This is a genomic window from Pseudonocardia sp. ICBG1034 (genome assembly GCF_020131375.1).
Lineage (GTDB): Bacteria > Actinomycetota > Actinomycetes > Mycobacteriales > Pseudonocardiaceae > Pseudonocardia > Pseudonocardia alni.
In genome coordinates, this window is record NZ_JAHLEK010000017.1 from 448646 (window position 1) to 475046 (window position 26401).

Annotated in this window: 24 protein-coding genes; 15 read left to right on the plus strand and 9 right to left on the minus strand. The window is 74.0% G+C overall.

Translation table 11 applies throughout. From position 1 onward, the window contains the following. Positions 1–14: 14 nt before the first annotated feature. Complete coding sequence (locus KPF22_RS17020) at positions 15–512, minus strand: bifunctional nuclease domain-containing protein (protein ID WP_208818591.1); 498 nt, start codon at positions 510–512, stop codon at positions 15–17. 130 nt (positions 513–642) lie between these two features. Between KPF22_RS17020 and KPF22_RS17025 the strand changes: the two genes are divergently transcribed. The 5 genes from KPF22_RS17025 (at position 643) to KPF22_RS17045 (ending at position 6878) form a co-directional block, all read left to right on the plus strand. Next, positions 643–1302, plus strand: a complete 660-nt coding sequence (locus KPF22_RS17025; RefSeq protein ID WP_208818590.1) for an HAD family hydrolase — start codon at positions 643–645, stop codon at positions 1300–1302. A 91-nt stretch (positions 1303–1393) separates the two neighbouring features. Then, on the plus strand, positions 1394–2701 hold the full coding sequence (locus tag KPF22_RS17030; RefSeq protein WP_224402658.1) for a cytochrome P450: 1308 nt from the start codon (positions 1394–1396) through the stop codon (positions 2699–2701). Positions 2702–2733: 32 nt separating this feature from the next. Further along, positions 2734–3363: a TetR/AcrR family transcriptional regulator gene (locus KPF22_RS17035; RefSeq protein ID WP_208818588.1), complete on the plus strand. Its 630-nt coding sequence runs from the start codon at positions 2734–2736 to the stop codon at positions 3361–3363. 78 nt (positions 3364–3441) lie between these two features. Continuing rightward, complete coding sequence (locus KPF22_RS17040) at positions 3442–4437, plus strand: amidohydrolase family protein (protein ID WP_224402659.1); 996 nt, start codon at positions 3442–3444, stop codon at positions 4435–4437. A 314-nt stretch (positions 4438–4751) separates the two neighbouring features. Further along, positions 4752–6878 (plus strand): DEAD/DEAH box helicase, encoded by a 2127-nt coding sequence (locus tag KPF22_RS17045; RefSeq protein ID WP_224402660.1) that lies wholly within the window; start codon positions 4752–4754, stop codon positions 6876–6878. 9 nt (positions 6879–6887) lie between these two features. On the opposite strand, the gene KPF22_RS17050 is transcribed toward KPF22_RS17045, so the two are convergent. Together KPF22_RS17050 and KPF22_RS17055 are read right to left on the minus strand one after the other, a co-directional pair. After that, positions 6888–7244: a VOC family protein gene (locus KPF22_RS17050; RefSeq protein WP_224402661.1), complete on the minus strand. Its 357-nt coding sequence runs from the start codon at positions 7242–7244 to the stop codon at positions 6888–6890. A gap of 91 nt (positions 7245–7335) precedes the next feature. Beyond that, positions 7336–9249, minus strand: a complete 1914-nt coding sequence (locus KPF22_RS17055) for an alpha/beta fold hydrolase (RefSeq protein WP_208818585.1) — start codon at positions 9247–9249, stop codon at positions 7336–7338. 325 nt (positions 9250–9574) lie between these two features. Here KPF22_RS17055 and KPF22_RS17060 point away from each other — a divergent pair, with 325 nt between their 5' ends. Beyond that, positions 9575–11131 carry an FAD-dependent oxidoreductase gene (locus KPF22_RS17060; protein WP_224402662.1) on the plus strand — a complete coding sequence of 519 codons (1557 nt, stop codon included), beginning with the start codon at positions 9575–9577 and terminating at the stop codon, positions 11129–11131. A gap of 44 nt (positions 11132–11175) precedes the next feature. On the opposite strand, the gene KPF22_RS17065 is transcribed toward KPF22_RS17060, so the two are convergent. Further along, on the minus strand, positions 11176–11793 hold the full coding sequence (locus KPF22_RS17065) for a hypothetical protein (RefSeq protein ID WP_224402663.1): 618 nt from the start codon (positions 11791–11793) through the stop codon (positions 11176–11178). Between the two features lie 129 nt (positions 11794–11922). Here KPF22_RS17065 and KPF22_RS17070 point away from each other — a divergent pair, with 129 nt between their 5' ends. Further along, entirely contained in the window at positions 11923–12558 is a 636-nt protein-coding gene (locus KPF22_RS17070; protein WP_224402664.1) for a TetR/AcrR family transcriptional regulator, read from the plus strand. Between the two features lie 28 nt (positions 12559–12586). Here KPF22_RS17070 and KPF22_RS17075 read toward each other — a convergent pair whose 3' ends face one another. Further along, positions 12587–13453: an alpha/beta fold hydrolase gene (locus KPF22_RS17075; protein WP_224402665.1), complete on the minus strand. Its 867-nt coding sequence runs from the start codon at positions 13451–13453 to the stop codon at positions 12587–12589. Between the two features lie 97 nt (positions 13454–13550). Between KPF22_RS17075 and KPF22_RS17080 the strand changes: the two genes are divergently transcribed. After that, on the plus strand, positions 13551–14033 hold the full coding sequence (locus tag KPF22_RS17080; protein WP_224402666.1) for a CGNR zinc finger domain-containing protein: 483 nt from the start codon (positions 13551–13553) through the stop codon (positions 14031–14033). 7 nt (positions 14034–14040) lie between these two features. Here the strand turns inward: KPF22_RS17080 and KPF22_RS17085 are convergent, their stop codons facing one another. Beyond that, positions 14041–14484: a Rid family hydrolase gene (locus KPF22_RS17085; protein ID WP_224402667.1), complete on the minus strand. Its 444-nt coding sequence runs from the start codon at positions 14482–14484 to the stop codon at positions 14041–14043. 68 nt (positions 14485–14552) lie between these two features. Here KPF22_RS17085 and KPF22_RS17090 point away from each other — a divergent pair, with 68 nt between their 5' ends. Continuing rightward, on the plus strand, positions 14553–15047 hold the full coding sequence (locus KPF22_RS17090; protein WP_374107496.1) for a MarR family winged helix-turn-helix transcriptional regulator: 495 nt from the start codon (positions 14553–14555) through the stop codon (positions 15045–15047). A 166-nt stretch (positions 15048–15213) separates the two neighbouring features. After that, positions 15214–16209, plus strand: coding sequence for an LLM class flavin-dependent oxidoreductase (locus tag KPF22_RS17095; RefSeq protein WP_224402668.1), 996 nt, complete (start codon positions 15214–15216; stop codon positions 16207–16209). 11 nt (positions 16210–16220) lie between these two features. Here KPF22_RS17095 and KPF22_RS17100 read toward each other — a convergent pair whose 3' ends face one another. After that, entirely contained in the window at positions 16221–17210 is a 990-nt protein-coding gene (locus KPF22_RS17100; RefSeq protein WP_224402669.1) for a LacI family DNA-binding transcriptional regulator, read from the minus strand. 445 nt (positions 17211–17655) lie between these two features. Between KPF22_RS17100 and KPF22_RS17105 the strand changes: the two genes are divergently transcribed. The 5 genes from KPF22_RS17105 to KPF22_RS17125 all read left to right on the plus strand — a co-directional run bounded on the left by KPF22_RS17105 (position 17656) and on the right by KPF22_RS17125 (position 23542). Next, the gene (locus tag KPF22_RS17105) at positions 17656–18669 is read left to right on the plus strand and encodes an ABC transporter substrate-binding protein (protein ID WP_224402670.1); all 1014 of its coding nucleotides are present in this window, start codon (positions 17656–17658) and stop codon (positions 18667–18669) included. A gap of 110 nt (positions 18670–18779) precedes the next feature. Then, the gene (locus KPF22_RS17110; RefSeq protein ID WP_224402671.1) at positions 18780–20354 is read left to right on the plus strand and encodes a sugar ABC transporter ATP-binding protein; all 1575 of its coding nucleotides are present in this window, start codon (positions 18780–18782) and stop codon (positions 20352–20354) included. A 148-nt stretch (positions 20355–20502) separates the two neighbouring features. Further along, positions 20503–21516, plus strand: a complete 1014-nt coding sequence (locus KPF22_RS17115) for an ABC transporter permease (RefSeq protein WP_224402967.1) — start codon at positions 20503–20505, stop codon at positions 21514–21516. After that, a complete protein-coding gene (gene yjfF / locus KPF22_RS17120) occupies positions 21513–22538 on the plus strand; it encodes a galactofuranose ABC transporter, permease protein YjfF (protein WP_208818576.1) in 1026 nt (341 codons plus the stop codon). Before KPF22_RS17115 ends, yjfF begins: the two co-directional genes overlap by 4 nt. Further along, positions 22535–23542, plus strand: coding sequence for an aldose epimerase family protein (locus KPF22_RS17125; protein ID WP_208818575.1), 1008 nt, complete (start codon positions 22535–22537; stop codon positions 23540–23542). Before yjfF ends, KPF22_RS17125 begins: the two co-directional genes overlap by 4 nt. Positions 23543–23622: 80 nt before the next feature. On the opposite strand, the gene mmsB is transcribed toward KPF22_RS17125, so the two are convergent. Both mmsB and KPF22_RS17135 read right to left on the minus strand, forming a co-directional pair. After that, positions 23623–24873, minus strand: a complete 1251-nt coding sequence (gene mmsB, locus KPF22_RS17130) for a multiple monosaccharide ABC transporter permease (RefSeq protein WP_224402672.1) — start codon at positions 24871–24873, stop codon at positions 23623–23625. Further along, positions 24870–26387, minus strand: a complete 1518-nt coding sequence (locus KPF22_RS17135) for a sugar ABC transporter ATP-binding protein (protein ID WP_208818615.1) — start codon at positions 26385–26387, stop codon at positions 24870–24872. The genes mmsB and KPF22_RS17135 overlap by 4 nt, the downstream gene beginning before the upstream one ends. Positions 26388–26401 lie beyond the last annotated feature (14 nt).

A 26401-nucleotide genomic window follows, 5' to 3' on the forward strand; every position in this document is an offset into this window, starting at 1 on the left:
CGTGGCCGCCGGGGTCAGCGCGGCGGCCCGTCGAAGTCGTCGGGCGTGGCGGTGTCGAGGAACCGGCGGAACGCCTCCAGCTCACCGGATCCGCTGCCCAGCCCCTCGACCACGACCGTCGACGGGGCGACCCCGGCCACGGTCAGCACCGCGTCGGCGACGACGATGTCGGCGCCGAGCAGCAGCGCCAGGACCACCGCGTCGCTGGTGCGCGAGTCGACGCGGGTGCCGTCGTCGAGGTCGAGCTCGGCGTGGAACACCGCGTCGCGCAGGGTGTGCACGCGGACCCGGACCAGGCGGCGGCCCGCGGCGCGCAGCACGGCGCCGATCAGGCGGTGGGTACCGGGGCGGGCGCTCTGCACCCCCTCCAGCGCGGCCGCCGCGGCCAGCGCCTCGGCCTCCCCCACCGCGACGACGACGATCCGCCCCGCCCCGGACGTCTCCTCCAGCAGGAGGACCCGGTCGGTCGTGGCCGCGTCGGTGCCGACGGCCTTCACCCGTACCTGCGGCATCTGCGCACATCCCGTCCTCGGTGTCGCACGGGGTACCCGCCGGGCGCCGGACCACACCCGCGCGGCGCGCGGAGTCCGACCTCACCGGCCGGCGCCGCGTGGACGCCGGGCGCGTGGGTACCCCGCGCGGATGACGACCCCCGACACCGCGGTGATCGACGTCGACGGCACGCTCGTCGACACCAACTACCACCACACCATCGCCTGGTCCCGCGCCCTGCGCCGGTTCGACGTCACGGTGCCGCTGTGGCGGCTGCACCGTGCGGTCGGGATGGGCGGGGACCAGCTGGTCCCCGCCGTCGCCGGTCAGGGGTTCGAGGACACCCACGGCGACGACGCCCGCGCCGCGTGGAAGGAGGAGTTCGACCCGCTGCTCGGCGAGGTCGTCGCACTGCCCGAGGCGGCGGAGCTGCTCGTCGACCTGCGCGACGGGTTCGGGATGAAGGTGGTGCTGGCCAGCTCGGGCGATCCCGAGCACGTCGAGGCCTACCTGGACCTGTTCGACGGACGCGCACTCGCCGACGCCTGCCTCACCCGGTCCGACGCGCGCCGCACCAAGCCCGACCCGGATCTGGTCAGGACGGCGGTGCGCCGGGTCGCCGGGTCGAGCGCATTCGTCCTGGGCGACTCCGAGTGGGACGTGCGCGCCGCCGCTGCCGCCGGGCACCCCGCCTACGCGGTGCGCACCGGCGGAGCGGGTGTCGACGAGCTGACCGCCGCCGGCGCCGTCGAGGTCCTCACCGACCTCGCCGCGGTGCGGCAGGCGATCCCGCGGATCCTGCGCGGCTGACGCGGGCTCCGATTTCGCTGCACACCGTGCAACGAGTTGGTAGCGTCGGCGGCCCCCACCACGGACCGACCGACCCACCGCAGGGAGACCCATGACGAGTGACTCCGCCGCCCCCGGGACGACCGACACGACCGGCTCGCCGGTCGGGCTGCGCAGCATCGTGCCCGAGGACCTGCTCGAACGGCCTCCCGGCTGCCCGTTCGACCCCGCCCCGGGGCTGGCCGCCCGCCGCGGTGGTGGCGCCGTGCAGACCGTCGAGCTGCGCAACGGGGCACGCGCGTTCCTCGTCCTCGGTTTCGAGGAGGCCCGCGAGGTGCTGGCCGACACCCGGTTCAGCTCGGACCGCGTCCGCTACAAGGACGCCACCGCCCTGCAGCCGCACGAGGTGGCCGAGCTCGCCGCCGCGGCCGAGCGGGGCGAGCCGGTCCGGCCGGCCGACGTCGAGCGCACCGACGGCATGTTCGTCTTCATGGACCCGCCCGAGCACACCCGGATCCGCCGCCTCCTGCAGGGCCAGTTCACGGTGCGCCGGATGCGGGCGCTGACCGAGCGGATGCGGGCCATCGCGGACGAGCACATCGACGCGATGCTCGCCGCGGGCCCCGGCGCGGACCTGGTGGCCGCCTACGCGCTCCCGCTGCCGTCGCAGATGATCTGCGAGCTGCTGGGCGTCGACTACGCCGACCGGGCCCGGTTCCAGGAGAACACCACGGTCGGGCTCAGTTCCGCCTCGTCCGACGCCGACCGGGCCCGCGCCCTGGGCGAGCTGTACACCTTCCTGGCCGGGCTGGTGGCGCACAAGAAGGAGAACCCGGCCGACGACCTGCTGTCCGGGCTCGTGCACGACACCGACCCGCCGCTACCGGACAACCAGCTCGTCGACATCGCGCTCGTGCTGCTCGGGGCGGGTCACGAGACGACGGCGAACATGCTCGGCCTGGGCGCGTTCGCCCTGCTGCGCAACCCCGGGCAGCTGGCCTTCCTCCGCGAGCACCCCGACCGCATCGACGACGCCGTCGAGGAGCTGCTGCGCCACCTCAGCATCATCCAGCTCGGCGTGAGCCGGGTCGCCACCGAGAACCTGGAGGTCGGCGGGGTCACCGTCCCGGCCGGGTCGACCGTGGTCGTCGCCGTGCCGGAGGTCAACCGCGACCCGCGCACCGTCGAGGCCGGTGACGAGCTGGACCTGTCCCGCCGTCGCGTCCCGCACCTCGCGTTCGGGCACGGGGTGCACCAGTGCATCGGCTCCCAGCTGGCCCGGGTGGAGATGCAGGTCGGCTTCGAGCGTCTGTTCAGCCGGATCCCGGGGCTGCGCCTGGCCGTCGAGGCCGGGCAGGTGCCGCTGCGCAACGAGATGCTGATCTTCGGTGTGCACGCGCTGCCGGTGACCTGGGGCTGAGGCCCCGCCGGCCGGAGGGCAGGATGCCCGGGATGGACACCTCCGACCGGCCCCGGCCCCGGCCGCCGTCGCCCGGTGTGCGGGCGCGGCGCAAGCTCGCCACCCGCGAGGGCGTGCGCTCCGCCGCGGTCCGGCTGTCGGAGAAGCACGGCCTCGACGGCGTCACCGTGGAGATGATCGCGGACGAGGCCGGGGTGTCGGTGCGGACGTTCTTCAACCACTTCCCCAGCAAGGAGGACGCGGTCCTCGCCGTCGTACGTGCCCGCGCCGCCGACCTGGTCGAGGCGTTCCGCGCCCGACCCGTGGACGAGCCGGTGCTCGACGCGGTGCGCGAGGCCGCGCTCGGCGTGCTCGCCGGCGACGACGGGGCCCCGGACACCCGGACCGCACTCCACCTGGCCCACCACGACCCGGCGTTGCAGGCCCGGCAGATGGCGGTCCTGCTGGAGCAGGAGTCCGCCCTGGCCGCGGCGATCGCCGACCGGGCACCCACCGGGGACGCGCAGGTCCTCGCCGCGGTCGCGCTCGCCGCGCTGCGGGTGGCCCAGGCCCGTGGCCTGGCCTCCGGCGGCCCCGACCACACGGCCCGGCTCGCCGCAGAGATCGACTCCGCGCTGCGGCAGCTGCGCATCGACCCGCCGGGCGGGACCACCGGGCGCTGAGCCCCCGCCGCCGCGGTGGCACCATGGCGTCGGCTCCGCGGTCGCGCGGCCGGTCCTCCGTCAGCCGCGGGAGCACCCATGTCGATCATCGCCGTCGAAGAGCACTGGACCTCCCCCGCGCTGGACGCGGCACTGGCCGCCCTGCCACCGCACCGCCGGGACCCGAGCACGACCCTCAACGACATCGGCGACCACCTCGCGCAGCTGCACGACCTCGGCGCGGGACGGCTCGCCGCGATGGACGCCCAGGGCGTCGACCTGCAGGTGCTCTCGGTCGCCCCGCCGTCGACCGGACCGCTGGACCCGGCGGACGGGGTCGCGCTGTCCCGCGAGCTCAACGACACCGCCGCCGCGGCCGTCGCCGACCACCCGCGACGCCTGCGTGCGATGGCGACCCTGCCCACCGCGCAACCGTCGGCGGTCGCGGCCGAGCTGGAACGCGCCGCCGACCTGGGCCTGGTCGGGGCGATGGTCTACGGCCGCAGCGGCGACATCCTGCTCGACGACCCCCGCCTCGACGACCTGTTCGCCGTCGCCGCGGCCCGCGCGCTGCCGGTGTTCGTGCACCCGCAGGTCCCGCCGCCCGCCGTGCGCGACGCGTCCTACTCCGGGTTCGGCGACACCACCGACCTGGCGCTCGCGACGTTCGGGTGGGGCTGGCACGTGGAGGCCGCCGTCGCGGTGCTGCGCCTGATCGCCCGCGGCACCTTCGACCGGCACCCCGGCCTGACCGTCGTACTCGGACACTGGGGCGAGCTGCTGCCCTACTGGGCCGACCGCGCGAACGGCGTCGCCCGGGTCGCCGGGCTGGAGCGCTCGGTACCCGAGTACGTGCGCGAGAACATCGTGCTCACCTGCTCGGGGATGCTCGACCCCGCGCACCTGCGGCACGCGCTGGCGGTGACGACGCCCGACCGGCTGCTGTTCTCCACCGACCACCCCTTCCAGCACCCGTCGCGGGCGGAGGTCGCGGGGTTCCTCGACGGGTTCGCCGCCGCCGACCGCGACCTGTTCACCGAGGGCAACGCGCGTCGGCTGTTCCGCATCGAGGGACCGGTCGGCCCGGACCGGTAGCGGCGGTGGTGTCGTCCGCCACCGGTGTGTCACGCGCCGTACGGGCCCGCCCGGGGTAGGGTGGGAACCGGATCAGATCTGCCGACCGTCCCGGGCGTTCCACGGCCGGGACGTACGGCGGGTCCCGGACACCGTCGACGGCCTGTGGCGCTTCCCGCAGCCGGACCGCCGACCTCCGTGACTGCGATCCCCCACCGGCCGGTTCGTGGTGCGGAGGGGCCATCCGGCCCTTCGTCACGTCGAGCACGTCCGGCCGCGGCCCCCCGGGGACGCGGCCACGGACCGGCGCCGCAGGACGTCGACAGGAGCAGTACGTGGCGCGAGGAGGCAGGCCCCGGACCGGGGCTCGCCAGGGCACCCCCCAGCGACGTCGCCGTCCGCGCGGCAACGACGTGATGTCGGTGCTGACCGGGGCCGCACGCGAGGTGCGGACCGCCCTGCGGACCGGCCGGGTCACCCCGGCCACCCGCACCAAGTTCCAGACGGTGGCGTTGCTGCTGCGCGACGAACGGGCCCGGGTCCGCGACCGGCACGACGACGCGAAGCGGGCCGAGACCCTGCAGCGTCTCGACGAGATCGCGAAGGCACTGGCGATGGACGCTGTCCGCGACGCGGGCCTGCTGGCCCTGCTCGCCGACGACGCCGTCGTCTCCGACTCGGCGCGTGCGCTCAAGCGGGAGATGCTGCGCTCGGCCGGGATCGAGGTCGACGAGCCCGAGCCGGAACCGGAGCCCGTCGAGGTCCCGCTGGTCCCGGCGAAGCCACAGGTCGTGCCGCAGTCCGTGGTGGCCCGGCAGATGGCGAACCCGTTCCTCGCTCCCGACTTCTCCGCCGCGCCGCCGAGCGGCCCGCGCCCGACGCCGCTGACCGGCTGGGAGCTGCTCGGCCCGCTGCTGCGCTCCTTCGAGCGCGCCGGGGCAGGCGCACCGGCGTGCATGGAGCTGCCCGAGCCCTCGACCCGCCCGGTCCCGGGCGGCCGGGAGCTGATGCCGCACCAGGCGGAGCTCGTCGCCGCCGCGGAGAACGGCCACCGCACCTTCCTGCTCGCCGACGAGCCCGGGCTGGGCAAGACCGCGCAGGCACTGCGCGCGGCCGAGGCCGCGAACGCCTACCCGCTGCTGGTCGTCGTGCCGAACGTGGTGAAGACCAACTGGGTGCGCGAGGCCGCGCTGTGGGCGCCGCGCCGGGCCGCGACCGCGATCCAGGGCAACGGCGACTCCGTCGACGGCTTCGCCGACATCGTCGTCGTCAACTACGAGGTGCTCGACCGGCACATCGGCTGGCTGGGCGACTTCGGGTTCCGCGGGATGGTCGTCGACGAGGCGCACTTCATCAAGAACCGCACCTCCCAGCGGTCGAAGCACGTCCTGGAGATCGCCGAGAAGATCCGGTCGTTCATCCCCCGGCCGCTGCTGATGGCGCTGACCGGCACCCCGCTGATCAACGACGTCGAGGACTTCCTCGCCATCTGGCAGTTCCTCGGCTGGATCGACGCGACGAAGCCCCGCGCCGAGCTTCTCGACAAGCTCACCGCGACCGGTATGACCCCGGCCGACGGGCTGTTCGAGCGCGCCGCCCGCCAGTGCGTCGTCGACATGGGCATCGTGCGCCGTCGCAAGATCGACGTCGCCGCGGACATCCCGGCCCGGCGCATCGCGGACCTCCCCGTCGAGATCGACGGCCCGACCGGGCGGTCCATCCGGGCCGCGGAGAAGGCGCTGGCCCGGCGGATGGTCGCCCGCTACACCGCCGCGCTCGCCGCCCGCCGGTCCGGCCCGGCGGTCGAGGGCATCGACCACGGCCTGGTCCGCGACGTCGCGGGCTGGGAACAGAAGGACGCCGCGGAGGCGGGCTCCGGGGACAACGTGTTCACGATGATGCGCCGCCTCGGCCGGGCCAAGGCCGGGCTGGCGGCGGACTACGCGGTGCAGATCGCGCGCAGCGCGGGCAAGGTCGTGTTCTTCGCCAAGCACGTCGACGTCATGGACGCCGCCGAGCAGACCTTCGCCAAGCAGGGCGTGCGGTACTCCTCGATCCGCGGCGACCAGACGCCGTCGGTGCGCCAGCGCAACATCGACGCGTTCGTGAACGACCCGGGCGTCGCGGTGGCGGTGTGCTCGCTGACCGCGGCGGGGGTCGGGCTGAACCTGCAGGTCGCCTCGAACATCGTGCTCGCGGAGCTGTCCTGGACCGCGGCCGAGCAGACCCAGGCGATCGACCGCAGCCACCGGATCGGACAGTCCGAACCGGTGACCGCGTGGCGGATCCTCGCCGCCCAGACGATCGACGCCCGGATCGCCGACCTGATCGACTCCAAGGCCGGCCTCGCGGCGGCGGCGCTCGACGGCGCCGACGACGTGTCCGGGTCGTCGGCCGACGTGCAGCGCGAGGCCCTGGTCGCACTGCTCACCGAGGCCCTGGAGGCCGACCTGGCGGCGTGAGCGGCCGGGTCAGCCCGCGGGCGGCGTGTAGAACTGCAGGTCGTTGCCCTCGGTGTCGCGGAACGGGAAGATCCGGCCCCAGGAGTGCTCGCTGATGTCGCCCTGGACGTGGCCGCCGCGCTGCTTCAGGTCGTCGAGGGCCTCCTCGATGGACGTCTCCGGGTGGAAGCTGATCACGGCACCGCCGTGGTCGGCGGTCTCCGCGGTCTCCCGGCCGTTGAGGCCGATGGTGAGGCCGCCGGCGTCGAGCTCGGTCCAGTCGTCGCTCTCCATCGTCACGGCCAGGCCGAGGACGTCGCGGTAGAACGCGGTCGCCCGCTTCATGTCGGTCACCGGTACCCAGACCGCTGCCACCTGCTTCGCCATGTCCACTCCGTTCCGCCGGCGTGCGCCGACGTGTCGCCCGGCACCCTGTCCCCGGGGGGCTACCCCGGGGCGGTGCGGCGAAACGACGGGCTCAGGCGGAGCCGCCGAGGTGCTCGGCGAAGTGGCGCTCCATCGCCCGGAACAGCCGGATCCGGTTCTCCGGGTTGGCGAAGCCGTGCCCCTCGTCGGTGGCCAGCAGGTACTCCACCGGCACCCCGCGCTCGCGCAGCGAGGCCACGATGTTGTCCGACTCGGCCTGCACGACCCGGGCGTCGTTGGCGCCCTGGGCGACCAGCAGCGGCGTGCGGATGCGGTCGACCATCGTGATCGGCGAGCGGGCCGCGAGGTCGGCCGCCTGCTCCGGCACGTCCGGGTCGCCCGCGTAGCGGTACCAGGCGTTGACCTGGTACGGCCGGACGAACTCGGGCAGGGTCCGCATGAAGTTGGCCAGGTCGGAGATGCCGACGTAGTCGACGGCGGCGGCGAAGCGGTCCGGGGTGACGGTCACGCCGACCAGCGCGGCGTACCCGCCGTAGGAGCCGCCGTAGATGCCGACCCGGCCCGGGTCGGCCCAGCCCTGCCCGACGGCCCAGTCGCAGGCGTCGATCAGGTCGTCGTGCATCGCGCCCGCGAGCTCACCGATCGCGGCGGTGAGGTGGCGGCGCCCGTAGCCGGTGGAGCCCCGGAAGTTGACCTGCAGCACGGCGTACCCGCGGTTCGCGAGGAACTGGACCTCGGGGTCGTAGCCCCAGGTGTCGTGCGCCCACGGCCCGCCGTGCACGACCAGGACCAGGGGCAGGCGCTCGGCGTCCTGCCGGGTCGTGCCGACGGGCAGGGTCAGGAAGCCGTGCAGCGGGAGGCCGTCGCGGGCGGTGAACGACACCGCGTCCATCGGCGCGAGGTCGGCCGGGTCGAGGTGCGGGTGACCGCGGAACAGCTCCCGGCTCTCCCCCGTGGCGTGGTCGTAGAGCCGGTACACGCCCGGCTCGCGGTCGTGGGTGTACCCGGCGATCCAGAGCCGCCCGGACTCGTCGGAGGAGACGGACTCCAGCACGCCGTCGGACAGCGCGGACAGTGCCTCGAACACCGGCGCGAACTCCGGGTCGAGGATCTCCAGGTGCGGCCGGTCCCCCACGTACCGGACGGCGACGACCTCGCCGGTGGCGCGGTCGGTGAGCAGCGTCTGCGGCAGGCCGGGGCCGAGCATCCCCAGCGTGTCCAGGCTCCTCCCCTCGACCGCGGACACCACGGTCTGCTCGCCGGTCGCCCGGTCGATCCGGACCAGCCGCAGGTCGTCGGAGTCCTGGTGGAGTCCCAGGAGCAGGCCGGTGCCGTCGGGGGTGACCATTTGCGGGTACACGCCGACCGGGTGCTCCGGGCCGCCGACGGTGTGCAGCAGCCGTCGCCCGCCGTCGGGGTCGACCGCGGAGAACTCGTAGTCGCCGGCCCCGGTCATGACCGAGTGGAACGCCGGGCGCCCCTCGCGGTCGGTCAGCCAGGTCTCGCGCAGCCCGGGCTGGGCCAGCTCCAGCGCGGCCTCGCCGGTCGCGAGGTCGACCCGGAACATGTCGATCGACATCGGGTCGGGGTTCATCCAGACCAGCACGGTGCCGGGCCGATCGTGGGACGGCTCGACCCCGAACACCCGCGAGCCCGGCGCCATCGGTGTGAGGTCCACGGCGGGCTCCCCGGGGGCGTCGAGGTCGACCCGGTACAGGTGCCAGTCCTCGTTGCCGTCGGTGTCCTGCTCGTAGAGCATCCAACGCGGATCGCCGGTCCAGTGGTAGCGGGAGATCCCGCGGCGGGTGTCGTGGGTGACCGCGACGGCGTCGGCGTGGGTCTCCTCGACGGCCCGGACCCAGAGGTTGCGCCGTCCGCGGTGCGACGCCAGGTAGGCGATGCGCGTCCCGTCCGGCGACAGCGAGGGCCCGGCGAACTCCGGGTCGGCGAAGAAGTCCTCGAGGGTGATGCGGGTCGGGGTCCGGGTCGTCGGTGCACGGGTCATCGGTGCCTCCTCACGGAGCCGGGGACCGTCCCCGGTGCCTGGGGCCCATCGCACCGTCGGCCGTCGCGGCACACTCCAGTGATCGTGATCCGGGTCACCCACCGGCGCGTCCCGTGGCGGTCTCCCGGGTTCTCCGGCGGGAGGCGGCGGCCACGAGGGCGACGGGACGCAGCTCGCCGACCACACCGGGGGCCGCAGGCACCGGACCCGGTTCGACTCGACGGACACCACCGTGCCAGGGCCGTGCGTGCCGCGTGCGTGCCCCACGCCAGCGGCCGGGCGCAGTCTCGGGTCACGACCTCGACGACGGAAGAAGGCGATCGGTGTGGACGACGTGGTGATCGTGGGAGCGGGCCCGGTCGGTCTGCTGCTCGCCTGCGAGCTGGGTCTCGCGGGCTGCTCGGTGACGGTGCTCGAACGCGAGCCCGGTGGGGAGAACCCCTGGCGGACCGCGCCGCTCGGGATGCGCGGGCTGACCGCGGCCTCGGTGGAGGCCTTCCACCGGCGGGGGCTGCTGCCCGCGCTGCGGGAGGCGGTCGGCCCGACCCCGGCCGGTTTCGGCCCGGAGCCCGCGGCCGGCGGCCGGACCGACCCCGGGACCGGGGCCGCGGACGGGATGCTGCCGCCGCCGCGGGCCGGGCACTTCGCCGGGATCATGCTGAGCGGGGTCGAGCTCGACGAGACCACGCTCCCGCCCCGGCTGCCCACCCCGGCCACGGACCGGCTGATGATCCACCTCGCCGACGTCGAGGGGATGCTGGCCCGGCGGGCGGACGAGCTCGGGGTCCGGATCCTGCGTGACACCCCGGTCACCGGCCTCGACCAGGACGACGACGGGGTGGTCGTGCACAGCCGCACCGGCACGTTCGCCGCCCGCTGGGTGGTCGGCTGCGACGGCGGCCGCAGCGCCGTCCGGCGGCTCGCCGGGTTCGACTTCGTCGGCACCGAGCCGCAGTTCACCGGCTACGTGCTGCACGCCAGGGTCGACGACCTGGACAAGCTCGACCGCGGCTTCAACCTGACCCCGCAGGGCATGTACCTGCGGATGCCCACCGACGGCCACCTCGGGATCATGGACTTCGACGGTGGTGCCTTCGACCGTTCGCGGCCGCCGACGCCCGAGCACCTCCAGGAGGTCCTGCGCCGGGTGTCGGGCACCGACGTGACCCTGCTCGAGGTGTGGAACGCCTCCAGCTTCACCGATCGCGCCATGCAGGCGACGACCTACCGGCGGGACCGGGTGCTGCTCGCCGGCGACGCCGCGCACATCCACTCCCCACTGGGCGGGCAGGGCCTCAACTCCGGCCTGGCCGACGCGCTGAACCTCGGCTGGAAGCTGGCCGCCACGGCGCGGGGCGCCGCCCCGGACGGCCTGCTCGACACCTACGACGACGAACGGCACCCGGTCGCGGCCGCCGTGCTCGACTGGTCCCGCGCCCAGGTGGCGCTCATGCGGCCCGGCCCGCAGGCCGCCGCCCTCCAGTCGGTGGTGCGCGACCTGCTCACCACCCGCGACGGCGCGGGCTACGTCTACCTGCGGACCTCCGGCGCGGGCCTGCGCCTCGACCTCGGCGACGCACACCCGATGGTCGGCCGGGTCGCGCCGGAGTTCCGCCTCGCCGACGGCACCTGGCTCGGCGAGCTCACGGCCACCGGCTCGGGTGTGCTGCTCGACCCGGGGGCCGACCCCGCGCTGGGCGCCGTGGCACACGGCTGGGCGGACCGGATCCGCCGCGTCACCGGCCCGCTGCGCGACGACCTCGGCACCGGCACCGTGCTCCTGCGCCCCGACGGCGTCGTGGCCTGGGTCGGCGGGGACCGGCCCGATCCCACGACGCTGCGGCGGGCGGCCCGCCGCTGGTTCGGGGAGCCGGCCGCCTGACCGGGCGCGTGCCCCGGCGGGCGGACCGCCGGGGCACGCCCGGCTCAGTTGCCGACGCCGTCGAGCAGCCAGTGGTAGCGCAGCCGCAGGGCGCGTTCGGTGCTGGCCAGGGCGGCCGCGAGGCCGAGCGCGATGTTGAGCCAGATCGGCAGGTGGACCGGCGACTCGAACACCCCGACCGCCGCCGCGACCGGCGGGATCCGGCTGAGCGGCTCCAGCAGCTGCAGCAGGTTCAGCCCGACACCGACGACCAGCGCCACCACCGACACGACGCCGAGCACGCGGCTGAGCGAGGGGTGCTCGCGCTCCAGTCGGGCCCGGCGGCCCTCCGCCGAGCGCGGGTCCGGGACCAGCTGCCGGACCGCACCGGCGGCGGTGACGTACCGGCAGCGCTTCACACCGAACGCGCTCGTCGCGACCTCGATCGCGCCGCCCTCGACCGGGACGACCGCCGGCACCCGCGACGACGCGTGGTGCCGCCCGTCGCGGTACACCTGCGCGACGACCTGCCCGGTCTCCCCGCTGCCCTGGTGGCGCACGTCGACGGAGTACCGCACCGGCCGCCCGTCGGCGCCGGTCAGGTCCAGATGCAGCAGGGCGCGCCCCAGGAACAGCTGCCACCAGCGGAAACGCTTCAGCGGGCTGCCGTCGCCCGGCCTCACCCGTCGGACGGCGCGGTGTCGTCGCCACTCGGTCAGCATCTGGTCCCCCCGAACCCGCGTCCCTGACCAACACACTGTGTTGGTTCCTTCGGCGGCACGCTAACACGGTGTACTAGTAGCCTGCCAGGGGTGGACGAGACGCAGCGGCGGAGACTCGGCAGCCGGGACCGGGTGCTCCTGGCCGCGATGGAGCTGTTCGGCCAGGACCCGGGGACCCGGCTGAGCGTGCGCGCGGTCGCCGCGCGGGCCGGGGTCAGCACCGGCTCGCTGCGCCACCACTTCCCGACCCAGCGGGCGCTGCAGGACGAGGTCCTGACCCGTGTCTACGACCTCGTCGCCCCCGACGACGCCATCCACGACACCGCGGTGCCGGCCCGGGACCGCCTCGCCGCCTGCCTGCGAGAGGTGCTCAACCGGACCGGGGTCGGGGAGCAGGCGCGCCGGGCGCTGCGGACCGCGGTCGACACCTTCGTCGTGCCCGAGCCGACCGAGGAGCTCCGGACGGCCTACCTCGCCATCGAGCGCGAGGTGCGGCGCCGGGTCGAGTACTGGCTGACGACCCTGGTCGACGAGGGCGCGCTCGCCCCGGGCGACAACGCCCGGCGGGCACGGTTCCTCATGACCGTGGTCGACGGGCTCGGCATGGAACGGGCGCTGCCCGCCGCGGACCCGATCCTGCGGACCGAGACCGAGACGCTGTACCTGGCCGTGGACGCCGTCCTGGGCGACCCGGGCGACGGGACCCCGGACACCCGCCGGTCCTGATCACGCTCCCCGCCCCGGGGCACGTACATCACGCCGGGACCCGCTCCAGGAAGCGCCGCAGGTGGCCGGCGACGACGTCCAGGTGGCTCTTGAGCAGGAAGTGGCCGCCGTCCACCAGGTGCACCTCGACGTCCCGGGCGTCGCGGGCGAACGCCCGCGCCCCGTCCGGTCCGAAGATCTCGTCGTTGCGCCCCCACACCGCCAGCACCGGGACCCCGCTGCTGCGCAGGAACCCGTGCAGGCGCGGATAGAGCGGGCGGTTGGTGCGGTAGTCGCGGAACAGAGCGAGCTGGACCGCGTCGTTGCCCTCCCGGGAGACGAGCGCGTGGTCGTGGTGCCAGGTGTCCGGGTCCACCGTTCCCGGATCGGGCACGCCGTGCAGGTACTGCCACCGGATGGCGTCGAGGTCGAGGGCGGCGCGGACGGCGGGCTCGGTCTCCGGGCCGGGCGCGTCGCCGTAGGCCCAGACGGCGGTCCAGAACGACTCGACGAAGCCGTCCTCGTAGCCGTTGCCGTTCTGGGTGACGATCGCGGTGATCCGCTCCGGGTGGGCGAGCGCGAGCCGCCAGCCGATCGGCGCGCCGTAGTCCTGGACGTAGAGGGCGTAGCGGTCGACACCCAGCAGCTCGAGCAGCCCGTCGGTGACGTCGGCGAGCGCGTCGAAGGTGTAGTCGAACTCCGCCGCGGGCGGAGCGGCGGAGTGCCCGAAGCCGAGGTGGTCCGGCGCGATCACGTGGTGGTCGCCGGCCAGCAGCGGGATCAGGTGCCGGAACATCGACGAGCTGGTCGGGTAGCCGTGCAGCAGGACGATCGTGGGCGCGTCGGCGGGGCCGGCCTCCCGGTAGAAGATCTCGTGTCCGTCGACGGTCGCGGTCCGGTGGTGGACGAGCGGCATGACTAACTCCTTCACGCGATTGATCTGGTTAGACCTCCTCACGGAAGCACGCCCGTGTGTAACCTGTCAAAGGACTTGATGCGGTTAGGAGACGAACGTGGACCTGCTGCTGGACCTGCTCAACAGCAGACCCCTGGTCGACGGCATGGAGCGCGACGCCCTCCGCGACCCCGCCTCCGCGCGCCGCTGGGCGCGGGAGCACGGCGGCGACGGCGGCCCGGAGGAGCTGGCGGTCCTGCGCGACGCGCGGGACGCCCTGACCCGGGTCGCCCGGGGCGGCGCCGATCCGGGCGTCGCGCTGGCCCCACTCCTCGACGGCGTGCACCGGACGCCGGAGTTCACCGACGGGCGGCTGACCTGGCGGACCGTCGCCCCTCCGCACGCCCGGCTCGCCGTCGAGGCCGTCCTGGCCTGGGCCGCCGTCGAGGAGGAGCTGCCCGGCCGGCTGCGCCCCTGCGCGAACGACGCGTGCCGGCTCTTCCTGCTCGACCGCAGCCGCGCGAACCGCGCCCGGTGGTGCTCGATGGCGGTCTGCGGGAACCGCGCCAAGGCTCGCCGGCACTACGAACGGACCCGCTGAGGCACCCTCAGCCGGACCCCTCCACCAGGGCGGTCACCCGGATCTCGACCCGCATGGTGGCGAGCCCGAGCACGGTGACGCCGGTCTGGGTCCAGACCGGGGCGCGCCCGCCGAGCCGGCTGCGGAACTCCCGGACCATGATCCGGTTGTGCTCGTCGCCGATGGCGGCGGACCCGGGCGCGACCTTGTGGTACGAGTTCACGTGCACGACGTCGGCCCAGGTCGCGCCCGCCTCGGCGAGCGTGCGCCCGACGTTGTCGAAGGCCCGCACGATCTCCTGCTCCAGGTCCTCGGCGACGACCAGGTCGTCGTCCCAGCCGCCCTGGCCCGAGGTCTCCACCCGGTTGCCGATCCGGACCGCCTGGCTGTACCCGAGCAGGTCGCGGGCGGTCACACCGTAGCCCGGCGTGACGTGGAAGGTGGCGGTCTCGCGCTCAATGACTTCATCCATGAATTCAACCTACAAGTCATTGCTTCACCTGTAAAGTGCACTCCGGTACCCACGGACGGGAGCGACGGGTGACGACGGACCGGGCGACACCGGAGGCCGGCGGTGACGGGCCGACGTGGCTCGACGGCGGGGAGAAGGCCGCGTGGACCGGCCTGGTCTCACTGATCATGCTGCTGCCCGGCCGGCTGGAGGCACCGCTGCAGCGGGCGCACGGCCTGACGCTGTTCGAGTACCTGACGCTCAGCCACCTGTCCGAGGCGCCGGGGCGCAGGCTGCGGATGAGCGAGCTCGCCTTCCTGACGAACGGCTCGCTGTCCCGGCTCTCCAACGTGGTCAAACGACTGGAGGGCCGCGGCTGGATGCACCGCTCCCCCGACCCCGACGACGGCCGCTACACCCTCGCCGCCCTCACCGACGCCGGGTTCGACGTCGTGCACGCCGCGGCGCCGACCCATCTGCGCGCGGTCCGTGCCCTCGTCCTCGACCGGCTCGACGCGGCGGACCGGGCGGCGCTGGGCCGGATCGCCGTCGCGCTGGGGGTGCAGGACTTCCCGCCGTCCTGAGCCGGCGCGACGGGAGGGCACCGGTCGGCCGTCGCCCCGGGCATCCGGGCCGGCACGTGGCGGCCCCCGTCCCATCACGTTTCCGATCCGGATGCCGCGGAGCGGAAGAGGATGCGCCTCCGGTTCGTTGACACCGACGTCACCGTGTCGATCGTGAGGTGCTGTCATGCCGCTACCGCTGCCGTTGTCGATCCTGGACCTGGCCACCGTCGCCCGGGGTGAGACCGTCGCCCAGGGCCTGGAGGCCAGCACCCTGCTGGCGCAACGCGCCGAGGAGTGGGGGTTCCGCCGGATCTGGTACGCCGAGCACCACAACATGGGCTCGATCGCCTCGGCGGCGACGAGCGTGCTCATCGCCCACGTCGCCGCGCACACCGAGCGCATCACGCTCGGCTCCGGCGGCGTGATGCTGCCGAACCACTCGCCGCTGCAGATCGCCGAGCAGTTCGGCACCCTCGCCGAGCTCCACCCGGGCCGCATCGAGCTGGGGCTCGGCCGCGCCCCCGGCACCGACCAGGCGACCGTCGCGGCACTGCGGCGGGACCCGCGCGCGTCGGAGACCTTCCCGCAGGACGTACAGGAGCTGCAGGCGTTCCTCGGGACCACCAGCCTGGTCCCGGGCGTGGAGGCCCACCCGGGCCGCGGCACCGGCGTCCCGCTGACGATCCTCGGGTCCTCGCTCTACGGAGCCCAGGTCGCGGCCGCGCTGGGGCTGCCCTACGGCTTCGCCTCGCACTTCGCGCCGGACGCCCTGGAGCAGGCCGTGGCGCTCTACCGCCGGGAGTTCCGGCCGTCGGAGCAGCTGTCCGCCCCGCACGTCCTGGCCGGGGTGAACGTCATCGCCGCCGACTCCGACGACGAGGCGCAGCAGATCCAGCGTGAGGTGCAGCGGTCCCGGGTCCGGCTGTTCACCGGCCGTCGCGGGGCCTCGCTCACCGACGCCGAGGCCGACGCCGTCCTGGACAGCGCCTCGGGCGGGCAGATCCGGTCGATGACCCGCTACACCGCGGTCGGGACTCCGGAGACCGTCACCGCGTACCTGGAGGAGTTCGCCGCCCGCGCCGACGCCGACGAGCTGATCGTCACCGGCCCGGCGCCGCGCCGGGAGAGCTGGTGGCGCAGCTGGGAGCTGCTGGCGACGAAGGTCCAGAACACGAGCTGACGGCGACGCCGTCAGCGGGGCGGCGGGCCGACGCTGTCGCGGGACACCAGTACCGGTGCGATCCTCCGGTGCACCGCCTGCGACACGTCCGGCCCGGCCTCGTGGTTCAGCAGCAGGTCGAGCGCCTCGCGGGCGACGGCCTCGAAGTCCGCGCGCAGGCTGGTCAGCGGCGGGATGAGGTGCGCCGAGACGGGCACGTCGTCGAACCCGACGACGCTGACGTCCCCGGGGATGCTCCGGCCGCGGTCGTGGAAGGCGTGGAGCAGGCCGGTGGCCAGCGCGTCGTTCGCGGCGAACACCGCGGTCACCTCGGGCATCCGGGCCATCAGCTCGCCCGCCCGGTACCCGGCGTCCGCACTCCAGTCCGCGGCCATCACCGGGGGCACCTCGGCCCCGGCCGCGTGCAGTGCCGCGGCCCAGCCGGCCGCACGGCCCGCCGCGTCGAACCAGTCGGTGGGGCCCGCGACGTGCCAGACGGTCGTGTGCCCCGCGGCCAGCAGGTGCTCGGTCGCGATCCGGCCGCCCTCCACCTGGTCGACCGTGGCCATCGGCAGCTGCTGGTCGGGATCGCCGTCGACGGTGACGAGCGGGACGTCACGCGGCACGGTGTCGAGCGCCTCGGCCACCGACGCCACCGGCGCGATCACCACGATGCCCGCGACCTGCCCGTCGAGGTGGCGCTGGACGGCCTGGCGCACCGACTCGCCGTCGATCTCGCGCACCCGCACGACGCTCACGCCGAACCCGGCGCCGACCGCCTGTTCCTCGAACGCGGCGAGCAGCGACACCGGACCGAACAGGGTGGACCGCGGCGCGACGACGCCGAGCACCCGGTCACGGCCGGTCACCAGGGTGCGGGCGGCACGGTTCGGCCGGTAGCCGAGCTCCTCGATCGCGGTCCGGACCCGCACCCGGGTGCTCTCCCGGACGTTCGGGTGCGCGTTCAGCACCCGCGACACCGTCTGGTGGGAGACCCCGGCACGACGGGCCACGTCGAACATGGACGGTGCCCGTCCCGGCCCCGGCCTCGGCCCCGGCTCCATCGCGATCCCCACGCCCGTCCCCCTCCGATCGGTGCAGCGTAGCCGTCCGTGACCGTCCCCCCTACGGAGGGCGTTCGCCGGACCCCGGCACGACCGGGACGTTCCCGGCCACCCCGCCGACGCGTCCCCCGGGCGGCCGGGAGACGCTCCGGCACCCGCGGACCGCAGGCACCGGGGCAGCGGTTGTTAACCTTCACATCAACCATGTCCAGGACCGGGAGCGTACCCGATCACCGATCGCCGGACGATCGGTCCGGCGGCCGCACCGACCCTTGACCCGCCTGTGTGTTCGCGCTAACAATCTCTCACCACCGAGACCACCGGCACACCGGACCGCACAGGACCCGGCTCCGGCCCTCACCCCGCAGGCCGCGCACCGCCGCGCACCACACGGAGGATCCCGATGTCGACGACGACACCCACCCCGACGCCACCCACCGGGCGCCGCGTCTTCCGCCGGCTGGCCGGCGCCGCCGCGGCCATCGCCCTCACCGCCGGGATCGCGGCCTGCGGCTCGGGCGGGTCCGGCGGAGCCGCCCCGGACACGCTGACCCTCGGCTTCGCCCAGGTCGGCGCGGAGTCCGGCTGGCGCACCGCGAACACCGCCTCGATCCAGGAGTCGGCGAAGCAGGCCGGCATCGAGCTGCAGTTCTCCGACGGCCAGCAGAAGCAGGAGAACCAGATCAAGGCGATCCGGTCGTTCATCCAGCAGCAGGTCGACGTGATCGCGTTCAGCCCGGTCGTCGAGACCGGCTGGGACACCGTGCTCCAGGAGGCGAAGCGGGCCCGGATCCCGGTCGTGCTCACGGACCGCTCGATCGACTCCGCCGACCCGTCGCTGGTGAAGTCCTTCATCGGATCCGACTTCGTCAAGGAGGGCGAGAAGGCCGGCGAGTGGCTGGTGAAGGACTCGGCGGGCAGGCCCGAGGTGAACGTCGTCGAGCTCCAGGGCACGACCGGCGCCGCCCCGGCCATCGACCGCACCGAGGGGTTCAAGCAGGCCACGGCGGGCACGCCCGCGATCAAGGTCGTCGCCTCGCAGACCGGTGACTTCACCCGCTCCGGCGGCAAGCAGGTCATGGAGGCGTTCCTGAAGTCCCAGCCGAAGATCGACGTGGTCTACGCCCAGAACGACGACATGGCCCTCGGCGCCATCGAGGCCATCACCGCGGCGGGCAAGGTGCCCGGCAAGGACATCACGATCATCTCCGTGGACGCCACCAAGGACGGGATGCAGGCGACCGCCGACGGGAAGATCAACTACATGGTCGAGTGCAACCCGCTGCTCGGCGGACAGCTGATGGACATGGTGAAGAAGGTCGCCGCCGGGGAGCAGGTCCCGGCCCGCGTCGAGGTCACCGAGACCACCTTCGACCAGGCCCAGGCCGCGGCCGTCCTGGCCGAGCGCAAGTACTGATCCCGCACCGTCCGCCCGGTGCCGGTGGAGCACGATCCACCGGCACCGGGCGGTCTCCCACTCCTGGGTGCCGCGCGCGGCCGCGCCCGGGACGACCCCCGGAGACGACGATGACCGAGACCGGACCGCCCCCGGCCGCCACGACCGATCCCGTGGTGGCACTGCACGGCATCGAGATCGGGTTCCCCGGGGTGAAGGCCCTCGACGGGGTCGACCTGCGGCTGTTCCCCGGCGAGGTGCACGCCCTGATGGGCGAGAACGGCGCCGGCAAGTCCACCCTGATCAAGGCCCTGACCGGCGTCCACGGCATCGACGCGGGCACCCTCGCCGTCCGCGGCGAACGCCGGGAGTTCGCCGGGCCCGGGCACGCCCAGGAGGCCGGGATCGCCACGGTCTACCAGGAGGTCAACCTCTGCCCGAACCTCTCCGTCGCCGAGAACATCATGCTGGGCCGCGAGCCGCGGGCCCCGTGGTGGGGCGGGCGGCGGATCGATCGGGCCGCGGTGCGGCGCACCGCCGTCGCGGTCCTCGGGCGGCTCGGGCTGGACCTCGACCCGGCCTCGCTCGTCGGTGACCACCCGCTCGCCGTGCAGCAGCTCGTCGCGATCGCCCGGGCCGTCGCCACCGACCTGTCGGTGCTGATCCTCGACGAGCCCACCTCCAGCCTCGACGCCGGTGAGGTCCGGGAGCTGTTCCGCGTCATCCGCGAGCTGCGCGACGCCGGGGTGGCGATCCTGTTCGTCTCGCACTTCCTCGACCAGGTCTACGAGATCGCCGACCGCACCACGATCCTGCGCAACGGCCGGCTCGTCGGCGAGTACGCGATCGCCGACCTGCCACGCCTGGAGATGGTGTCGAAGATGGTCGGCCACGCCCTGGAGGAGCTGGAGGACCTCGACCGCCAGCCCGCGGGCGAGGGCGCCACGCGCACCGGGACCCCGTTCCTCGACGCGCGGGGCGTCGGCCGGGCCGGCGGTGTCGCCCCCGCCGACCTTGCGGTGCACCCGGGGGAGGTCGTCGGCGTCGCCGGGCTGCTGGGGTCGGGCCGCACCGAGCTGGTGCGGCTGCTGTTCGGCGCCGACCGCACCGAGACCGGGTCGATCCGGGTCGACGGCCGCGAGGTCACCCTCGGCGGTCCGACCGCGGCCGTCGCCGAGCGCATCGCCTTCTGCTCGGAGGACCGCAAGGGCGAGGGCATCATCGCCGACCTGTCGGTGCGCGAGAACATCGTGCTCGCCCTGCAGGCCCGGCGCGGCTGGGCCCGCCGGATCCCGCGCCGCACCGCCGACACGCTCGTCGGGAAGTGGATCTCGGCGCTGGACGTCCGCCCGGCGGACCCGGACGCGCTCGTCGGCAACCTCTCCGGCGGCAACCAGCAGAAGGTACTGCTCGCCCGCTGGCTGATCACCGACCCGAAGCTGCTGATCCTCGACGAGCCGACCCGCGGGATCGACATCGGCGCCAAGACCCAGATCCAGAAGCTGGTCGCGGAGCTCGCCGGCGACGGCATGGCCGTCGTCTTCGTCTCCGCCGAGCTGGAGGAGGTCGTGCGGCTCTCCGACCGGATCGCGGTGCTCCGCGACCGGCGCAAGGTCGCGGAACTGAGCCGCGCCGAGGCCTCCACCGCCGCCGTCATGGAGATCGTCGCCGAGGGAGGCACCCACCGTGGCACCCCTGCTGCCTGACCCCGCCCCCGTCCGGACCGCCGCCGGCGACCAGGACGGACCCGAGGTGGCCGCCCCCGCGACGGCGGCGCCGGACGCCCCGGCCGCTCCCCCGTCGCCGGGTCGGGGCACCGGACCGCGCCCCTGGTCGCGCGTCACCGGGTCGCCGCTGTTCTGGCCGGTCCTGGCGCTGGCGGCGCTGCTGCTGGCCAACCTGGTGTGGTCGCCCGGGTTCTTCACCGTGACCGTCCAGGACGGCGCCCTCTACGGCAGCCTGGTCGACATCGCCAAGAACGGCGCCCCGACCGCGCTGATCGCGCTCGGGATGACCCTCGTCGTCGCGACCCGCGGGATCGACCTGTCGGTCGGCGCCACGGTCGCGATCTCCGGGGCGGTGGCCTGCACCTGGATCGCGTCCTCGCCGGACCCCGCCTCCCCGGGCGCAGCCCTGTCCGGGATCGGCGTCGCCCTGGTGCTGGCACTGGTGCTCGGCGTCTGGAACGGCGCGATCGTCTCGGTGCTCGGGATCCAGCCGATCATCGCGACGCTGGTCCTCATGACGGCCGGGCGCGGCATCGCCATGCTGATCACCGACGGACAGATCGTCACCGTGTCCAACCCGACCTACGCCGTGCTCGGCAGCGGGTTCTGGTTCGGCCTGCCGGTCGCGGTCGTGCTCACCGCGCTGGTCTACCTCGCCGTCGCCCTGCTCACCCGGCGCACCGCGCTGGGGATGCTGCTGGAGTCGGTCGGCATCAACCCCACCGCGAGCCGGCTGGCCGGGGTGCGGGCCCGCGGCATCGTCTGGTCGGTCTACCTGTTCGTCGCGCTCTGCGCCGGCGTCGCCGGGCTGCTGATCAGCTCGAACGTCACCGCGGCCGACGCCAACAACGCCGGGCTCTGGATCGAGCTCGACGCGATCCTCGCCGTCGTGATCGGCGGCACGTTGCTGTCCGGCGGCCGGTACTCCATCGGCGGAACGCTGGTCGGCGCACTGATCCTGCAGACGCTCACGACCACCGTCTACACCGTCGGCATCGCGCCCGAGGTGACACTCGTGTTCAAGGCCGTCGTGATCATCGCGGTCTGCCTGCTCCAGTCCCCGAAGGTCCGGTCCGCCCTCGCCCGCAGGCGACGGAAGCCCGCCGGCACCCCGACCACCCGCCCGGCGGTGTCCCGATGACGACCACGACGCCCCGGCCCACCCGGCCGGACCCCACCGGATCGCTGCTGTCCCGTCTGCCCCGGCCCTCGACGCAGGTGCTGCCGGTCCTCGCGACGTTCGTGCTGTTCGTGCTCCTGTTCGGTGCGGGGTCGGTCCGCTACGACAACTTCCTGTCCCCGCAGGTCTTCCTCAACCTGTTCGTCGACAACGCCTACCTGATCGTGCTCGCGGTCGGCATGACCTTCGTGATCCTCACCGGCGGCATCGACCTGTCGGTCGGGTCGGTGGTCGCGCTGTCCGGGGTGCTGGCCGCGACGCTGCTCGCGGACGGCTGGCCCGCGCCGGCGGTGATGCTCGCGGTGCTGGTCGTCGGCGTCGCGCTGGGCACGGCGATGGGGCTGGTCATCCATCACCTGGAGATCCAGCCGTTCGTCGTGACGCTCGCCGGGATGTTCCTCGCCCGCGGGCTCTGCTACGTGATCAGCGTCGAGTCGGTCCCGGTGACCGACCCGACGTTCACCGCGATCGCGCAGGCCGCGATCCCGCTGGGCGGCAGGTCCTTCGTCAGCCCGTCGGTGGTCGTGGCGCTGGTCGTCGTCGCCGTCGCGGCGTGGGTGCTGCACCGGACCCGGTTCGGCCGGACCGTCTACGCGGTCGGCGGCAACCGGCACTCGGCGATGCTGATGGGACTGGCGGTCGGGCGCACCCGGGTCGCGGTCTACGCGATCAGCGGGTTCTGCTCGGCGCTGGCCGGGCTGTTGTTCACCTTCTACTCGCTGTCCGGGTACAGCCTGGCCGCCGTCGGCACCGAGCTCGACGCCATCGCCGCGACCGTCATCGGCGGGACGCTGCTGTCCGGCGGCGTCGGCCTGGTCGTCGGATCGCTGCTCGGGGTGCTGGTGCTCGGCCTGATCCAGACCTTCATCTCCTTCGAGGGCACCCTCAGCTCGTGGTGGACCAGGATCGTGATCGGGGCCCTGCTGCTGGTGTTCGTGCTGCTGCAGCGGGCGTTCGCCCGGCGCCGACCGGGCGCGTCGTGATCGATCTGAGCGTGCCCGGCGGGCCGGTCGCGGTGACGGTCGACCCGCACGGCGCCCGGCTCGCGGGGCTGCGCGCGCCCGACCGCGACGGCGTCGTCGACGAGGTGCTGCTCGGCTGCGCGGACCCGCGCACCGACGCGGCCTTCCGCGGCGCCACGGTCGGGCGGTTCGCCAACCGCATCGCCGGCGGGCGGTTCGTCCTCGACGGCACCGAGCACGTCCTGACGCTGAACGAGCCCGGGGCGTCGCTGCACGGCGGGACGGCCGGGTTCGACCACGCCGACTTCGCCGCCGGGCCCGTCGAGCAGGTGCCCGGCGGACGGCGCGTCACGCTCACCCACCGCAGCCCCGACGGCGACGGCGGCTACCCCGGCACCCTGGACGTCGCCGTCGTCTACACCGTCACCGGGTCGGACGTGGCCATCGAGCTCACCGCCCGGACCGACGCCCCGACCGTGGTGAACCTGACCAACCACGCCTACTTCACCCTCGGCGGGGCCGGGGTGGCCGACTGCGAGATCATCGTCTGGGCCGACCGCTACCTGCCCGTCGACGGCCGTCTCCTCCCGCTCCCCGGTCCCCCGGCCCCGGTCGGGGGCACCCCGTTCGACCTGCGTGTCCCGGTCCGGGTCGGCGAACGGCTCGGCCGGGACCACCCGCAGCTGGCGGTGGCGGGCGGCTTCGACCACACCTTCGTCCTCGACGACCGCGGCCCGGTCGTCGACGGCCTGCGCGGCGCGGCCCGGGTGGCCGAGCCGTTCACCGGCCGCACCCTGACCGTCTTCACCGACCGGCCGGGCGTGCAGTTCTACTCGGGGACGATGCTCGACGGCTCGATCACCTTCCCCGACGGGCGGCCCGCCCGGCGCGGCGACGCCTTCTGCCTGGAACCGCAGGACTTCCCGGATGCACCCAACCGCCCCGACTACCCGTCGACGGTGCTGCGGCCCGGCGACACCTACCGCAGCCGGATCCTGCTGCGCTGCGGCGTCGACACGGCCTGAGCCCATCCCGTCACCACCGAGCCCGGCGGGCCGGTCCGCAGCTCGCGGACCGGCCCGCCGGTCGTCGCCCCCGTAGGCGGTCAGGCGTCGCCGCGGGCGCGGCGCTTGTTCCACACGTCGAACGCGACGGCGAACAGCAGCACGAGTCCCTTCACGACCGACTGCACGGACTGGTCGACGCCCATCAGCTGCATGCCGTTGCTCATCACGGCCATGATCAGGCCACCGACCAGCGCGCCGACCACGGTCCCGACACCGCCGGTCACCGCGGCACCGCCGATGAACGCGGCGGCGATCGCGTCGAGCTCGAACATGGTGCCCGCAGCGGGCTGGGCGCCGTTGGACCGCGCCGAGTAGATGACCCCGGCGACGCCGGCCAGGAAGCCCATGTTCACGAAGATCCAGAACGTGACGGCGCGGACCCGCACCCCGGACAGCCGGGCCGCGGCCGCGTTGCCGCCGAGGGCGTAGACGTGCCGGCCGAACACCGTGCGCCGGGTGAGCAGCCCGTAGGCGAGCACCAGCACCGAGAGCACGACCAGCACCACGGGCAGCCCGCGGGAGGAGGCCAGCTGCCAGGCGAACGCCATGACGACCACGCCGACGAGTGCGATCCGGCAGGCGAACAGCGGGAAGGACTCGACCTGTTGCAGGTCGAGCACCTTCGCGACCCGGCTCCGGTAGGCGAGCACCGCGTACCCGGCGACGCCGAGCGCGGCGATCAGGACGGTGAAGGCGTCGTAGCCCTGGCCGCCGATGAGCCCGTTGAGGAAGCCGCCCGCGATCTGCTGGTAGCCCGCGGGGAACGGCGAGAGCGAGATGTTGCCCAGCACCTGCAGGGTCAGCCCGCGGAACAGCAGCATCCCGGCGAGGGTGACGATGAAGGCGGGGATGCCGACGTAGGCGACCCAGAAACCGTGCCAGACACCGACCAGCACGCCGACGCCGACGGCCGCGACGACGCCGACCCACCAGGGCAGCCCGCCGCCGATCACCAGGACCGCGGCGACTGCGCCGGTCAGCGCGACCACCGACCCCACCGACAGGTCGATGTGCCCGCCGACGATGACGATCACCATCCCGATCGCGAGGACCAGGATGTAGGAGTACTGCAGGACGATGTTGGTGATGTTGCCGGGGCTGAGCGAGACGCCGCCGGTGAGGACCGCGAACAGCGCGACGATCGCCACGAACGCGATCACGATGCCGCTCTGGCGGACGTTGCCGGCGAGCAGTCGTCGCAGGTCGCTCGTGCCGGAGTGCAGGGCCGCCGCACCGGCGCCGGGACGCTCGTCGGAGGAGGGGTCCTTCTTCGGGAGGGTGCTGGTCATGCGGAGCTCTCCGCCTCCTGGGTCATGAGGGCCATCAGGCCCTCCTGGGTGGCCTCGGCGACCGGCACCTCACCGGTGATCCGTCCGGCCGACAGGGTGTAGACGCGGTCGCAGATCCCCAGGAGCTCGGGCAGCTCGGAGGAGATCACCAGGACCGCCTTGCCGGCCTCCACGAGCCGGTTGATGATCACGTAGATCTCGTAGCGGGCGCCGACGTCGATCCCGCGGGTCGGCTCGTCGAGGATCAGCACGTCCGGCTCGGTGAACAGCCACTTGGCCAGCACCACCTTCTGCTGGTTGCCCCCGGACAGGGTCCCGACCCCGACGCTGGTGCTCGCCGCCCGGATGCCGAGGTCGCGCCGGTAGGACTCGGCGACACGCAGCTCGGCGTCGCCGTCGACCCAGCCGTGGCGGGCGAGCCGGCGCAGGCCCGCGCCGGACACGTTGCGCCGGATGTCGTCGACCAGGTTCAGGCCGAGGTGCTTGCGGTCCTCGGTGACGTAGGCCAGCCCGGCCTCGATTGCCTCCGGCACCGAGCGGGCGCGGACCTCGCGGCCCCCGACCCGCAGGGTGCCGCTGACGTCGCGGCCCCAGGACCGCCCGAACACGCTCATCGCGAGCTCGGTGCGGCCCGCTCCCATCAGCCCGGCGATGCCGACGACCTCCCCGGCCCGCACCGACAGCGACGCGGCGTCGACGACCTTGCGGTCCTGGGTCGGGTGCCACACCGTCCAGTCGCTGATCCGCAGCAGCTCCTCCCCCGGGCTGCTCGCGCGGTCCGGGTAGAAGGAGGTGAGGTCACGCCCGACCATCCCGCGGATGATGCGGTTCCGCGGGGCGGGCTCGTCGGCGACGGTGAACGTCTCGACGGTCCGGCCGTCGCGGACGACGGTGGTGCGGTCGGCGATCGCGACGATCTCGTCGAGCTTGTGCGAGATGATGATCGAGGTGATGCCGTCGTCGCGGAAGCGCCGGATCAGCTCGAGCAGGTGGGCGGAGTCGGTGTCGTTGAGTGCGGCGGTGGGCTCGTCGAGGACGAGCAGCCGCACGTCCTTGGTCATCGCCTTGACGATCTCGACGAGCTGCTGCTTGCCGACGCCGAGCCGCCCGACCGGCGTCGCCGGGTTCTCGGTGAGGCCCACCTCGGCGAGCAGGCGGGCGGCCTCGGCGTGCGTGCGCCGCCAGTCGACCAGTCCCAGCCGGCCGCGCCGCTCGTTGCCGAGGAACACGTTCTCGGCGATCGACAGGTGCGGCACGAGCGCGAGCTCCTGGTGGATGATCACGACGCCGTCGGCCTCGGAGTCGCGGATCCCGGCGAACCGGGCCGGCCGGCCGTGGAGGACGATCTCGCCGTCGTAGGTGCCTGCGGGATGCACCCCGGAGAGCACCTTCATCAGCGTCGACTTCCCGGCGCCGTTCTCGCCGCAGATCGCGTGGATCTCGCCGCGGCGCACGGCGAGCGAGACCTCCGACAGCGCGGTCACCCCCGGGAAGGTCTTGGTGATGGCGCGCATCTCGAGGATGGTGT